At 44.2% G+C, this 13,273-nt stretch carries 13 protein-coding genes; 10 read left to right on the top strand and 3 right to left on the bottom strand.

All coding sequences use genetic code 11. The features are described from left to right. Positions 1–3: 3 nt before the first annotated feature. Both AC6I2O_RS10750 and recG read left to right on the top strand, forming a co-directional pair. On the top strand, positions 4–1,701 hold the full coding sequence (locus tag AC6I2O_RS10750; protein WP_497742640.1) for a DAK2 domain-containing protein: 1,698 nt from the start codon (positions 4–6) through the stop codon (positions 1,699–1,701). A gap of 9 nt (positions 1,702–1,710) precedes the next feature. After that, positions 1,711–3,768 carry an ATP-dependent DNA helicase RecG gene (recG, locus tag AC6I2O_RS10745; RefSeq protein ID WP_120392087.1) on the top strand — a complete coding sequence of 686 codons (2,058 nt, stop codon included), beginning with the start codon at positions 1,711–1,713 and terminating at the stop codon, positions 3,766–3,768. Positions 3,769–3,868: 100 nt separating this feature from the next. Here the strand turns inward: recG and AC6I2O_RS10740 are convergent, their stop codons facing one another. Continuing rightward, positions 3,869–4,276 carry a methylglyoxal synthase gene (locus tag AC6I2O_RS10740; protein ID WP_120392314.1) on the bottom strand — a complete coding sequence of 136 codons (408 nt, stop codon included), beginning with the start codon at positions 4,274–4,276 and terminating at the stop codon, positions 3,869–3,871. A 218-nt stretch (positions 4,277–4,494) separates the two neighbouring features. On the opposite strand from AC6I2O_RS10740, the gene AC6I2O_RS10735 reads away from it, so the two are divergent. Both AC6I2O_RS10735 and AC6I2O_RS10730 read left to right on the top strand, forming a co-directional pair. After that, on the top strand, positions 4,495–5,961 hold the full coding sequence (locus tag AC6I2O_RS10735; protein ID WP_497742639.1) for a DUF1846 domain-containing protein: 1,467 nt from the start codon (positions 4,495–4,497) through the stop codon (positions 5,959–5,961). A gap of 290 nt (positions 5,962–6,251) precedes the next feature. Next, a complete protein-coding gene (locus AC6I2O_RS10730) occupies positions 6,252–6,689 on the top strand; it encodes a DUF6465 family protein (protein ID WP_120392085.1) in 438 nt (145 codons plus the stop codon). 124 nt (positions 6,690–6,813) lie between these two features. On the opposite strand, the gene AC6I2O_RS10725 is transcribed toward AC6I2O_RS10730, so the two are convergent. Then, positions 6,814–7,056, bottom strand: a complete 243-nt coding sequence (locus tag AC6I2O_RS10725) for an alpha/beta-type small acid-soluble spore protein (RefSeq protein WP_120392313.1) — start codon at positions 7,054–7,056, stop codon at positions 6,814–6,816. A 239-nt stretch (positions 7,057–7,295) separates the two neighbouring features. Between AC6I2O_RS10725 and rsmD the strand changes: the two genes are divergently transcribed. Genes rsmD through AC6I2O_RS10710 form a run of 3 tightly spaced genes read left to right on the top strand, consistent with a single transcriptional unit; the run spans position 7,296 to position 8,981 of the window. Further along, complete coding sequence (gene rsmD / locus AC6I2O_RS10720; RefSeq protein ID WP_497742638.1) at positions 7,296–7,868, top strand: 16S rRNA (guanine(966)-N(2))-methyltransferase RsmD; 573 nt, start codon at positions 7,296–7,298, stop codon at positions 7,866–7,868. Next, complete coding sequence (gene coaD / locus AC6I2O_RS10715; protein WP_497742637.1) at positions 7,865–8,368, top strand: pantetheine-phosphate adenylyltransferase; 504 nt, start codon at positions 7,865–7,867, stop codon at positions 8,366–8,368. The genes rsmD and coaD overlap by 4 nt, the downstream gene beginning before the upstream one ends. A gap of 19 nt (positions 8,369–8,387) precedes the next feature. Continuing rightward, positions 8,388–8,981 (top strand): ATP synthase subunit B family protein, encoded by a 594-nt coding sequence (locus AC6I2O_RS10710; RefSeq protein ID WP_120392082.1) that lies wholly within the window; start codon positions 8,388–8,390, stop codon positions 8,979–8,981. Here AC6I2O_RS10710 and AC6I2O_RS10705 read toward each other — a convergent pair. Further along, positions 8,955–9,899 carry a hypothetical protein gene (locus tag AC6I2O_RS10705; protein ID WP_497742636.1) on the bottom strand — a complete coding sequence of 315 codons (945 nt, stop codon included), beginning with the start codon at positions 9,897–9,899 and terminating at the stop codon, positions 8,955–8,957. The genes AC6I2O_RS10710 and AC6I2O_RS10705 overlap by 27 nt on opposite strands. Before the next feature lie 108 nt (positions 9,900–10,007). Here AC6I2O_RS10705 and AC6I2O_RS10700 point away from each other — a divergent pair, with 108 nt between their 5' ends. The 3 genes from AC6I2O_RS10700 to AC6I2O_RS10690 all read left to right on the top strand — a co-directional run bounded on the left by AC6I2O_RS10700 (position 10,008) and on the right by AC6I2O_RS10690 (position 13,272). Then, positions 10,008–10,841 carry a M23 family metallopeptidase gene (locus tag AC6I2O_RS10700; protein WP_497742634.1) on the top strand — a complete coding sequence of 278 codons (834 nt, stop codon included), beginning with the start codon at positions 10,008–10,010 and terminating at the stop codon, positions 10,839–10,841. Between the two features lie 178 nt (positions 10,842–11,019). After that, positions 11,020–11,835 (top strand): GTP pyrophosphokinase, encoded by an 816-nt coding sequence (locus AC6I2O_RS10695; RefSeq protein WP_120392080.1) that lies wholly within the window; start codon positions 11,020–11,022, stop codon positions 11,833–11,835. After that, complete coding sequence (locus tag AC6I2O_RS10690) at positions 11,836–13,272, top strand: RsmB/NOP family class I SAM-dependent RNA methyltransferase (RefSeq protein ID WP_497742633.1); 1,437 nt, start codon at positions 11,836–11,838, stop codon at positions 13,270–13,272. Position 13,273: the final 1 nt, after the last annotated feature.

Below are 13,273 nucleotides of genomic sequence, written 5' to 3'. Positions count from 1 at the left end.
CCAGTGAGTATAAATACGATAGATGCATCTCTTTGCGCCAGAATGTTTCTGGCCGGTGCCCAAAATCTGGAGTCAAAAAAGGAGTGGATTAACGAGCTGAATGTTTTTCCGGTTCCTGACGGAGATACAGGTACCAATATGACTCTTACGATTATGTCCGCAGCGCGTGAGGTAGTTGCACTCGAAACGCTTACGATGGAGACATTTGCAAAGGCCGTCTCTTCCGGTTCACTGCGCGGTGCGAGAGGAAATTCAGGCGTTATCTTATCCCAGCTGCTCAGAGGCTTTACGAAGGTCATTAAGGAAGAACGGGAAATCAATGCGGCAACGCTTGCAGCTGCATTTCAAAAAGCAGTAGAGACAGCTTACAAGGCTGTTATGAAACCAAAAGAAGGAACGATTCTTACCGTTGCCAGAGGCGCTGCTGACCGTGCAGTGGAACTGTTGGAAGAAAACCCGGACACAACACTGGACGTGCTGATTTCAGAAGTGATAAAGAGGGCAGAAGAAGTCTTGAATCGGACACCGGAGATGCTTCCAGTCCTGAAAGAAGCGGGTGTGGTAGATTCCGGTGGCCAGGGACTATTGCAGGTATTAAAGGGCGCCGCTGATGCATTTGCAGGAAAAGAAGTAAACTACCTGATTGAAGATACAAAAGTGCAGTCAGGTGCGCCGGTTGCTTCGAGCACACAGTCGTCAGAGATTTCTACAGCTGATATTAAATTCGGTTACTGTACAGAATTTATCATTATGCTCGAAAAAGAGTACACAGAGAATACAGAGCTTGACTTTAAGGCGTTTCTGGAATCCATCGGCGATTCTATCGTAGTTGTATCGGATGACGACATTGTGAAGGTTCATGTGCATACAAATGATCCGGGGCTTGCAATTCAAAGAGCGCTGACCTACGGTTCTCTGACCAAAATGAAAATTGACAATATGCGTGAGGAGCATCAGGAAAAAGTAATCAAAGAAGCAGAGAAGCAGGCTGCAGCTGATACAGCCCGGACAGCTCCGGCAAAGGCTGAAAGCACGCAGCGCAAAGCAACCGGTTTTATTTCTGTCTCCATCGGCGAGGGAATTGCTGATATTTTCCGGGATCTTGGTGTGGATTATCTGATTGAAGGCGGCCAGACGATGAATCCGAGTACAGAGGATATGCTGAATGCAATCGAAAAAGTAAACGCAGATAATATTTTCATTCTTCCGAACAATAAAAATATTATTCTTGCAGCCAATCAGGCGAAAGAACTGACGGAGGACAAAAATATCATTGTGATTCCTACAAAGACCATTCCGCAGGGAATTACGGCAGTCATCAACTATGTACCGGAGAAGTCCGCAGAGGAAAATGCGGCGGTCATGGAAGAAGAGATTGCCCGTGTGAAAACAGGACAGCTTACGTATGCTGTCAGAGACACACACATAGATGATAAGACCATCCATGCCGGAGATATTATGGGCGTCGGTGATCATGCGATTTTATCTGTTGGCAAAGAAATCAATGCGGTGGCGCTTGATACGGTTGCTCAGATGGTGGATGATGACACAGAGCTGATCAGTATTTATTACGGAGAAGATATCGGTGAGGAAGAAGCACAGGTACTGCGCGACAAATTGGAAGAGCAGTACGGAGATTTTGATATCGAATTGAATTTCGGCGGCCAGCCGATTTACTATTATATTATTTCAGCAGAATAGGATACGACTATGGAATTAGAGGACTCCCTCGATTGCCTGAAAGGGATCGGGGAAAAGACGAAGCAGGTTTTTCAGAAAACCGGCATTGAAAATTTAAGAGATTTGATTACACATTATCCCAGAACCTATGAAGCTTACGAACCACCAAAAGAAATTCGCGCACTATCAGAGGGAGAGGTGGCAGCTGTGGCTGTGCAGCTTACAGCGCCTCCTGCCACACGGTACATTCGCGGGCTTTCTATTTCCACCGCATTATGCAGTGATGGAAATGAGGTCATGGCGGCAACTTGGTTCAATATGCCGTTCTTAAAAAACCAGCTTCGAAGCGGAGTTCCCTACATATTCCGGGGAAGAATAAAAACAAAAGGCAATCGGCTGCTCATGGAGCAGCCGGCTGTTTTTCATGTAGAACAATACAAAGGACTTTCTGGAGCACTTTTGCCCATTTATACGCTTGTCAAAGGGTTAACAGGCCAGATGATTCAAAAAGCAGTGCGTCAGGTCCTTGCGCACAAATCTTTACTGACGGATTATCTGCCGGAAGAGATTCGCAGCCGCTATCAGCTTTCAGAATATAATTTTGCAATTGAACAGATACATTTTCCGAAAGACTATCATGCTATGCTGCTGGCAAGGAAACGGCTTGTTTTTGATGAATTCTTCTTTTTTATTCTGCAGCTTCGGAGTCTGAAATCTGTCCGGGAAAAAGCGGCAAATCACTTTCAGATTAAAAAAAGTGAAAAAACACAGGTTTTGCTCAACAATCTTCCTTATAAACTGACAAACGCACAGCTTCGGGTCTGGAACATAATGGAACAGGAAATGACCGGAGATACTGTGATGGCAAGGCTGATTCAGGGAGACGTCGGTTCCGGAAAGACCATCGTGTCAATTCTTGCACTTCTGATGGCTGCGGACAGCGGATATCAGGGTGCATTGATGGTGCCGACCGAGGTGCTTGCAAGGCAGCATTATACCTCATTGCAGGAGCTGTTTGCAAAAAATGGGTTCTCTTTTGAAGTTGTTTTGCTCACCGGTTCTATGACTGCAAAGCAAAAACGGGAGGCTTATGCTAAAATTGCATCCGGAGAGGCATCCGTTGTCGTTGGTACACATGCGCTGATCCAGGAAAAAGTGATTTATCAAAATCTGGCGCTTGTGATTACAGACGAACAGCACCGGTTTGGCGTAAGGCAGCGGGAGCTGCTTTCCATGAAAGGAGAAATGCCGCATACTATCGTTATGAGCGCCACGCCGATTCCGAGGACGCTTGCCGTAATTTTGTACGGTGATCTGGATATATCGGTCATTGATGAGATGCCGGCGAACCGCCTGCCGATTAAAAACTGCGTGGTAAATACAGGATACCGGAAAAAGGCATACGAATTTATAAAAAATCAGGTAGCGCAGGGCCATCAGGCATATGTGATCTGTCCGATGGTAGATGAAAGTGAAGCGATTGAGGCAGAAGATGTGATTAATTACACAGAAGTGCTTCGGCGTGAACTTCCGGATGGAATATGCGTGGAATATCTGCATGGAAAAATGAAGCCTTCTCAGAAAAATGAGATCATGGGCCGTTTTCTTGCAAATGAAATTCAGGTGCTTGTATCAACGACAGTCGTAGAAGTGGGGGTCAATGTACCGAACGCGACAGTGATGATGATTGAAAATGCAGAGCGCTTCGGACTTGCGCAGCTTCATCAGCTGCGTGGACGCGTTGGCAGAGGCTGCGATCAGTCATACTGCATTTTTCTGCATGCAATAGAAGGAAAAGCGATCCGGGAGCGGCTTGATATTCTGTGCAAATCAAACGATGGTTTTGAAATTGCAAACCGTGATATGCAGCTGCGCGGGCCGGGAGATTTGTTTGGCGTACGACAAAGTGGTATGCTGGATTTTACACTTGCGGATATCTATACGGATGCGGAGGCGCTTCAGCAGGCCAACGAAGCGGCAGGAATCATTCTTTCAGAGGACCCTGAGTTGAAAGAGCCAGGACATCAGAGACTGCGCACGCATTTTGACCTTCTCATCCGGCATCAGAGTGACCATCTGAATTTATAAATAGAAGCAGGCAAAACATTTTTTGTTGTTAAAAAGTGCTTTGCCTGTTTTTGTTTGTGCGTTTTTATTTTTTATATTTAAGACATTGCAGAGTTCACACTTAAAAATCATCCGAGCGGATATTCAGCCTCCAGTCAAGATCTCCGCGTGCAAGCCCCAAAACAAGAGATTCTGCGGTTGCAATATTCGTTGCAATGGGGATGTTGTATTCGTCACAACAGCGGGTGATCGCGTAAATATCAGGCGCATTTGGACTTGTCTCCAGCGGATTGTAGAAGAAGATGACCATATCCATACAGTTTCGTTCGATCATATCAATGAATTGCTTGTCGCCGCCAACGCTTCCCGGAAGGAATTTGTAAACCTTCAGATTTGTAACGTCTTCAATTCTCCGTCCCGTAGTTCCTGTCGCATAGAGCCTGTGCTTTGAAAGAATATACTTGTATGCGAGACAGAAATTTTCGATCAGAGTTTTTCTGTTGTTGTGTGCGATAAAACCGATATTCATTTTCATCAAACCTTTCAAAATATATTGAACCAAATTTATACATATTAAGTATATCAGAAATTTCTAAAAAATCAATAATTATTTTGCTTTTTTTAGGAATAATGACTGAAAGAAAGCGATGGCTATTCTGTTCAAAATGTCGTATACTGTCAGAGAGCAGGATGCGGTGGCCAAAACCGTATCCAATTTATGAGACAAAATTAAAAACGAGGTACAGAATGAAAACAGGATTTGATAACCAAAAGTATCTGCAAATGCAATCTGAAAAGATCAAAGAACGGATTTCCATGTTTGACAACAAGCTTTATCTGGAATTTGGCGGAAAGCTGTTTGACGATTATCATGCTTCCCGGGTTCTTCCGGGATTTGCGCCTTCCAGTAAACTTCAGATGCTGTTACAGCTCCGGGAGCAGGCTGAGATTATCATCGTTATTAACGCAGAAGACATTGAAAAAAACAAAGTTCGTGCAGATCTTGGAATTACCTACGATCTCGATGTATTGCGTTTGATTGAAATTTACCGCTCCCACGGACTTTACGTTGGCAGTGTTGTTCTGACCAGATACCATAATCAGGGAACGGCTATTTCCTTTAAAACCAAACTTGAGAATCAGGGAATTCCGGTTTACTGCCATTATAAAATCGAAGGATATCCGAAAAACATATCTCTGATTGTAAGTGAAAAGGGTTATGGAAAGAACGACTATATCAAAACAACCCGTCCGCTCGTTGTCGTGACAGCCCCGGGACCGGGAAGTGGAAAAATGGCCACCTGCCTTTCTCAGCTCTATCATGAGCACAAACGTGGAATACGCGCCGGCTATGCAAAATTTGAGACTTTTCCAGTTTGGAATCTTGCACTTTCCCATCCGGTCAATCTTGCTTATGAAGCAGCAACTGCGGATTTGAATGATGTAAACATGATAGATTCCTTTCATCTGAGCGCTTACGGGATCTCTACGGTAAATTATAACAGGGATATTGAGATTTTCCCGGTTCTTTATGCAATGTTTGAGCGTATTTTCGGAAAAAGCCCCTATAATTCTCCCACAGATATGGGAGTCAACATGGCGGGGTACTGTATTGTTGATGATGAGGCCTGCTGTGAGGCGTCAAAGCAGGAGATTATAAGGCGTTACTACGAATCCATGCTTCGAAAAGCTGACATGGAAGCGACTGATGACGAATTGTTTAAAATTGAATTCCTCCTGCAGCAGCTCGGTATGACACCAAAGGACCGACCATGTGCAAAGGAGGCCAATGAACTGGCAGACCGGCTGCAGAGAAGTGCGGCAGCGATTGAGCTGGCTGACGGAGGTATCGTGACCGGAAAGACTTCAAAGCTACTCGGACCTTGTTCTGCCGTTCTTTTGAATGCATTAAAAAAACTGGCCGGTATTGAACATGAGCATCTTCTGATTTCGGCAAAAGCGCTTGAGCCGATTCAGAAATTGAAGACTCAGTATTTTGGAAGCAGAAACCCGCGCCTTCATACGGATGAGACGTTGATCGCACTTTCGATCAGCGCCGCAGAAAGCGTGATGGCGCAGCGTGCACTCGACTGCATCCCCATGCTTCGCGGATGCCAGCTTCATTGTTCTACCAGACTTTCCAAGGTGGATTTGAGTACGCTGCGCAAGCTTGGCCTTCAGGTGACAACAGAACCGATTATGGAACGTATTTGATTCCGGATCTTGCCTGTTGCGCGGAGATTTGCCTGTGTTCATTATCGGGATGCTGTTTCTGATATGATCTGGTTTATATTGGCAAAATCATTGGCAATAATGACCAATTTTGTCCCTTTTGTTTTGGCTATATGTCACGAAGTTTTGATGGAATCGTCCGTATTTTTGACTTGCACTGCTCCCGTTTTTGGTTTATGATTCAAAGGAAAGAATTAAGCTGAGTTTGCGCATATACTAAAAAAGGAAATGCAGAGAAGTCGTAAGCTTCACTTTCAGGAGGGATTTTTAGAATGAAGAAAATCGTAAAAGATGCAGAAATTGCAGCAAAAGAAACTGCGGAGAAGGTAGTTGCCGAAGTAAAGGAAGCGCCTAAGACAGCCAGAAAAGTGACACGCAAAGCAGTGAAAGCTGCCACAGAAACAGTAGCCGGAGCAGCAGAGATTATGGAAAAAAAGGCGGAGGAAGTAAAAACTGAGGCAAAGAAGGCGGTAGCAGCAAAAAAAGCAGCTCCGGCCAAAAAAGCAGCAGTAAAGGAAACGGTCTATCTTCAGTATCTTGGGAAAGAGATCAATCAGAACGACTTGATGAAGCGCGTAAAAGAAATCTGGACGAAAGATATGAAGCAGAAAACGGGGGACCTGAAATCCGTAACGCTTTATGTGAAGCCGGAAGAGAACATGGTTTATTATGTGTTGAATAACGATGTGACAGGAAGCATTGGTATCTAATCCTTTTCCTGACACTGAAAAGACGGGGCAGATACAGGAAGTATTTGCTCCGTCTTTTTCTCACAGCATAACTTTTAATTTAAAAGCCCTGTTGTGACTGCTTCTTTTTTGTACTTTAAGAAAGTTACATCATCGTGCCGGATGTCTGAGTAGTTCCGGACATCTGAGTGTTACCGGACATCTGACGCTCCTGCGCCTCGATCATTTTCTTTACCATATATCCGCCAACAGAACCATTCTGCTTGGATGTCAGGTTTCCGTTGTAGCCGTTTGTAAGCGGCACACCCAGTTCATTTGCTACTTCAAATTTAAAACGGTCTAATGCACTCTTTGCTTCCGGTACTGCTGTTGTGTTTGTTGATGACATATCAAACGCCTCCTTTGTTTTCAGTTCTTTTTTTATCTGTCGATTTTTTTTAATGCAGTTCTTTACTGCACTTCTAGTATATGCAACTGTGAAAGATATAAACTGGAAATTGTTGCAAATTGTTTTCATTCTTTTTTTCATGAAAAAAACGTGAATCGGCAGAATGTCTGTTCCGTATTGACATGATTCGTAGGAATCTTTATAATAATTCAGAATAGTCTATACATTAAGGATGATATATGAGAGTTATAGCTGGAACAGCGCGGAGACTTCCGCTTAAGACAGTGCCTGGAATGGATACAAGGCCAACCACAGACCGAATCAAAGAGACGCTGTTTAATATACTGCAAAATGATATATATGAATGCCGTTTTCTGGATATTTTCAGTGGAAGCGGAGGGATCGGGATAGAAGCCTTAAGTCGTGGAGCGGTTCATGCCTGCTTTATTGAACAGAATAAAGCGGCGGCACAATGTATTCGGGAGAATTTGACCTTTACGCATCTGGATGCACAGGCAGATTTGCTGCAATGTGATGTATTTTCTGCTTTTTCCAGAATGGCCGGACAGGCGCCATATCAGATCGTGTTTATGGACCCGCCTTACGGAAAAAATCTGGAACGGGATGTTTTAGAATATTTTTCCATGCATCGGCCAACCTTTGTCAATCAGGAAACACTGTTTATCACAGAGGCGTCGCTCGGTACTGATTTTTCTTATGCATCACAGTTGGGATTTGAAGTGGTGCGTGTAAAAGAATATAAGACAAACATGCATGTTTTTTTAAAAATACTGGAAGGGGAGCGTTCATGAAGCGTGCGGTATATCCCGGAAGTTTCGACCCTGTGACAAAAGGTCATCTTGATATCATCGAGCGTGCAGCAGCAATGGTGGACGAGCTGGTGGTCGGTGTACTGAACAATAATGTGAAAACACCGTTGTTTTCCGTTGGGGAACGTGTTAAAATGTTAGAGGATGTGACCAGCCATATTCCGAATGTCCGGGTAGAGTCTTTTTCCGGTCTTTCTGTTGAATTTGTCAGAAAATGTGAGGCTTCTTTCATCGTCAGAGGACTTCGTGCCGTAACTGATTTTGAATATGAATTGCAGATGGCTCAGACAAACCGGAGCATTGATCATACCGTAGATACACTGTTTCTTGCAACAGAACTGAACTATGCGTACATAAGCTCAACAATCGTCAAAGAAGTGGCGTGGTATGGAGGAGACATATCAGGCTTTGTTCCATTTTCTATTGCAGAGCTTGTCTACCGCAAAATTGAACAAAAGAAGAAGGGTATAAGTAAAGTATAATTAATAAGGAGAGAGCACTATGAGCAGCAGGATTGAACAGATTATTGAAGAAATTGAGGAATTTATCGACAGCTGTAAATTTCAGCCTCTTTCGTCCACAAAGATTGTGGTAAATAAAGAGGAATTGGAGGAACTTCTCAGAGAACTTCGGATGAAAACACCGGATGAAATTAAGCGTTACCAGAAGATTATCAGCAATAAGGATGCTATTTTGGAAGATGCACAGACGAAGGCTGATAACATCATCGCAGAAGCACAGGCGCAGGCGCAGAAGATCGTGAGCGAGAGCGAAGTGATGCAGGTGGCTTTGCAACAGTCTAATCAGCTGATTGAACAGACGAATGCACAGGCACAGGAGATTATGGACAAAGCCACGGAAGATTCCAACAACATCCGTATGAGCGCGATTCACTATACAGACGAGATGCTGGACAATCTTGAGAAGATCATGAGCCATTCCATCGAAGCTGCCGGCAGTAAATATAATAATTTTATTAATTCCATTCAGTCCTGTTACGATATTGTCAGCAAAAACCGTGCAGAGCTTTCACCGCAGGTAGCGCCGTCAAGTTATACTTCTGTGCCGTCAGAGCCGGAAGATCCTCAGGAATAGAATCGAAAAAATTGAAAAAGCGATCGTGAGCAGGGTAATCATTACCCTGCTTTTTATATAATAAAAAAGTGTTTTTTCTTTCAGTCCGGCAATGGAAACGGTCTGTGCCAGAGCAGACAGTCCGCCGAATGCACAGAGTGCATTTACCAGAACAAATTTTACATGTACGGACAACTGTGAGACAGCAAGCAGATGAACGCCTCCGGTCACTTCAATGGATGCGCCAAGAAACAGAAGGATCGGATTACCGGAAGGGAGAACAGCAAGGACCGCATCGCTTATAATTTTAAATACCGTTATATAAACGCCCAGTTTTACGGTATTTAGAACAGCGCCATAGATACAGCTGTCAATGATCTCATAGGTTCCGGCAAGATCAAGTGCATGAAGAACAACAGGCTGCGACACGGAATGGCCCTTTCTGAGGTTTTTTGAGGTAACATATCCATAAAGCAGCGCGGTACCGAGAATGTTCATCAAAAAAAGTAATTTATACTGCGGAAGCCCCATCTGACTGACAGAAACATACGACAAAAGAAAAGCCGGGCTCACATTATTGACGAAACCATACAGATAATGTGCTTCACGTTCACTTATTTTTCCCTCTGCCTGAAGATCGGAAGTTATTTTTGCTCCCATGGGAAAGCCACAGAGAAAACCAATTAATACTGCAAATGCTCCGTGTACACTCACACCAAGAATTTTCTCAAAGGGCCTGGTCAGTCTGGCCGGGACATGTTCCATCAGACCAAATTTCAGAAGGAGGCTGCTTACCAGCATAAAAGGAAACAATACAGGAAGTACAGAATGATACCATAAAAGCAGTCCGGCACGCGTACTTTCCAGTGCGTTTTCCGGAAAAAAGAGAAGATAGAGAAAGAAAATAAAAAGGCCTGGCAGGAGCATGGCAAACCTCAAAAGATCATGTCCTTTTAACATATGTAGGAAACAAGCAAGAATATACATGGTCTATCTGTCTGTGCCCGTTCATATATATAGAAGGAAGCCTTTTCGGAGTACCTGGCAATGAAAAATTTCAAACAATTTCTGCATTACCTTCTGTTGATCTTTCTGTTGTTTCTGACTTCCTCCTGGCTTTCACAAATTATATATCAGCAGAGTATCGCAATCAGGCTGACCTATGTGGCGCCGGATGCTTCCTCGTTTCGTGAACAGCGGCTGGCAGAAATGGAACTGCAGCCTTTTTTTGAGCTGTCACAGAACTCTCAGTTGACACCCGGAGAACTGATGCTGATCGGGAACTGTATTTCACCGGGACATCCCTTTTCAGGAGAATACGGCTTGGATGAATCCGCGTATCTTAAATGGAAGTATCAGATGCTGAAATACAACAGTGAAGGTTATGAAAAACTTGCATCTGCATATGGCGCAATCTGGAATGATATTGAATGTTTTCCGGTTCCGTCAAATGATATTACATTTGAAAACAGCTGGATGTTTGAACGAAATTATGGTGGAAAACGTGGCCATGAGGGGACTGACTTAATGCCTTCCGAAAATATACCAGGCCATTATCCGGTTGTCAGTATGACGGACGGAGTTGTCGAAAAAGTCGGATGGCTGGAAAAGGGAGGCTGGCGGATTGGAATAAGAAGTCCTTCCGGCGGTTATTTTTATTATGCGCATCTTGACCAATACAGCCGTGATTTTCAGGAAGGAGATGTGGTCACGGCCGGAACCGTCCTTGGCAAAATGGGAGATACCGGCTACGGTCCGGAGGGAACCAGGGGAAAATTCGATGTACACCTGCATCTTGGGATTTATATTTGCACAGAGGAGTACGAGGAACTCAGTGTGAATCCTTACTGGATTTTGAATTATGTGCGGCAATATTTGTAAAATACCGGCAACAAGTAATTGGTTAAAAATTATTTTTAAGAAGATTTAGACCTGTATTGAGGTGTAAACGATTCATTGCAACTTGTGTATAAATATGTTATTATATTTATTTAAGGCTAACCACGATTCCGGGATCACCGGGTAAGTGATGCGGACACAGTCCGACTGGAGGTAACCTATGGAAATACAGTTATGGCGTGAGATATTGACTCCATATGATCTGGCAGTAAAAGAGCTCATTGTAAAATTTGAGCATTTGATGCAAGAACACCGGAACCAGGGGCAGTACTGCCCGATTGAGCAGGTAACGGGACGCGTAAAAACAATTGCTAGTATTTTGGATAAAGCACAGAAGAAAAGAATTTACATCAGCGAGATTGAAGATAAGCTTGTCGATATAGCCGGCGTCCGCATCATCTGTCAGTTTGTGGAGGATATTGAAAAGGTTGTGGAAATTATCCGCAGGCGAACGGACATGGAAGTTATCAAGGAGCGCGATTATATCAATCATATGAAAGACAGCGGATACCGCAGCTATCATATGATCGTCCATTATGAGGTACAGACGTTGCAGGGAAGCAGGAAGATAAAAGTCGAGATTCAGATCCGCACGCTGGCCATGAATTTTTGGTCTACCATCGAGCACTCCTTACAGTATAAATACAAGAAAAATATCCCGGATCATATCCGTGAAAAACTGATGAATGCGGCAAATGCAATTATTGCGCTTGACAATGAAATGTCCTTTGTGCGCAGTGAGATTATGGATGCCCAGAATTCCTTCCAAATACATACAAAGCTGGTCTCTGATATTCTGAATAATCTTCAGAATCTATACGGAATCGCCAATGAGCGGGAGGTACTGAAAATCCAGGATGAATTTTATCGCATTTACGAACTGAATGACATTGACCAGCTGAATCGCTTTGGCAGAGAGCTGGATATTATCGCGGAGGGCTACCGGGCGCAGTCCTTCTCAATGGAGGAAACGTAAGTGATACCAGTACTTCCGAAGACTTTTATGGATCGGATGAAAAAACAGCTCGGAGAGGAATTTGATTCTTTTCTGGCTTGTTTTTCCGATGAAGAATACAGTGGAATCCGGGTAAATACCGGAAAAATATCCGTAGAAGATTTTTTATCAAAGATACCATTTCACTTGTCACCAGTACCATGGTGCGAAAACGGCTTCTACTATCACAAAGACGAACATGCAACCAAACATCCGTATTATTTTGCAGGACTTTATTACGTCCAGGAACCAAGCGCCATGCTGCCGGCTGCGAGACTTCCCATCGAAGAAGGAGATATTGTACTCGATCTGTGCGCAGCACCGGGTGGAAAATCAACGGAACTGGTATCAAGGCTTCAGGGAAGCGGACTTCTGATTTCAAATGACGTCAGCGCCAGCAGAGCAAAAGCGCTTGTGAAAAACCTTGCTGTCTGGGGTTCTGCCAACTGTTGTATCACAGCGGAAACCCCTCAGAAACTACTGGAACAGTTTGGTTGTTGCTTTGATAAGATTCTGGTGGATGCGCCTTGCTCCGGAGAGGGAATGTTCCGCAAAGATCATTCCCTCATGGAAGCATGGGAGGAACGGGGGCCCGAGACATACATACCTTTACAGCTGGAGATTCTTGACTGTGCGGTGCAGATGCTAAAGCCGGGCGGGCTGCTTGCCTATTCAACGTGTACCTTCTCAGAGGCCGAGGATGAAGAAACAGTCGCTGCCGTGCTTTTGCGATACCCGGAGCTGGAACTGGTACAGCCTGAGCTGACGGACGGATTTTCATCCGGGAAAGCGCCATGTGAAAAGAGCATTCGACTCTGGCCGCATAAGATCAAAGGAGAAGGCCATTTTTTTGCGCTTATGAGAAAGCGTTCCGCTTTGACGGAAGCGGAAATACAGAGCAACCAGACAACGGAATCTCATACAAAAAAGCATACAGAAAATGCGTCTCTTGCATTGTATTCAGAGAGTGAGCTGCGTAAAAATCACAGTAAAATACCAGAGGAAGTAAGAGACTTTTTGCAGCAGTTGCCGGAAAAATTTCAAAAAAGCTTTGTTTTTGCACAGCTTGGAGAACAGTGTTTCCTACTGCCGCCATACCATTTGCCGCAAAAGATTCGATATCTACGCACCGGAATCCTTCTCGGAACTTTCAAAAGCAAACGTTTTGAACCTTCCCAGGCTCTCGCGATGCTGCTTGACGCATCCTCCTTTCCCTGTGTTTTGAATTTAAGTGCTTCAGACACAAGGGTACTTCGGTATCTGAAGGGAGAAACGCTGGAGCTGACCACAGAAGAAGAGGCAGCGCAGAAACAAAAAGGATGGATACTCATCTGTGTAGATGGCTTTGGCCTTGGATGGGGAAAATACGTAAACGGAAGTGTCAGAAATAAATATTATCCCGGCTGGAGGCTTCAGTAGA

This window comes from Blautia sp. St.27G3 (genome assembly GCF_059728505.1).
This window is presented reverse-complemented; position numbering and strand designations above follow the sequence as displayed.

What these genes read in the sequence shown, in the direction of transcription:
- recG (WP_120392087.1), top strand. Translation starts at nt 1,711, where the DNA reads ATGGAATTAGAGGACTCCCTCGATTGCCTGAAAGGGATCGGGGAAAAG.
- AC6I2O_RS10740 (WP_120392314.1), bottom strand. Translation starts at nt 4,276, where the DNA reads ATGAATATCGGTTTTATCGCACACAACAACAGAAAAACTCTGATCGAA.
- AC6I2O_RS10735 (WP_497742639.1), top strand. Translation starts at nt 4,495, where the DNA reads ATGAAAACAGGATTTGATAACCAAAAGTATCTGCAAATGCAATCTGAA.
- AC6I2O_RS10730 (WP_120392085.1), top strand. Translation starts at nt 6,252, where the DNA reads ATGAAGAAAATCGTAAAAGATGCAGAAATTGCAGCAAAAGAAACTGCG.
- AC6I2O_RS10725 (WP_120392313.1), bottom strand. Translation starts at nt 7,056, where the DNA reads ATGTCATCAACAAACACAACAGCAGTACCGGAAGCAAAGAGTGCATTA.
- rsmD (WP_497742638.1), top strand. Translation starts at nt 7,296, where the DNA reads ATGAGAGTTATAGCTGGAACAGCGCGGAGACTTCCGCTTAAGACAGTG.
- coaD (WP_497742637.1), top strand. Translation starts at nt 7,865, where the DNA reads ATGAAGCGTGCGGTATATCCCGGAAGTTTCGACCCTGTGACAAAAGGT.
- AC6I2O_RS10710 (WP_120392082.1), top strand. Translation starts at nt 8,388, where the DNA reads ATGAGCAGCAGGATTGAACAGATTATTGAAGAAATTGAGGAATTTATC.
- AC6I2O_RS10700 (WP_497742634.1), top strand. Translation starts at nt 10,008, where the DNA reads ATGAAAAATTTCAAACAATTTCTGCATTACCTTCTGTTGATCTTTCTG.
- AC6I2O_RS10695 (WP_120392080.1), top strand. Translation starts at nt 11,020, where the DNA reads ATGGAAATACAGTTATGGCGTGAGATATTGACTCCATATGATCTGGCA.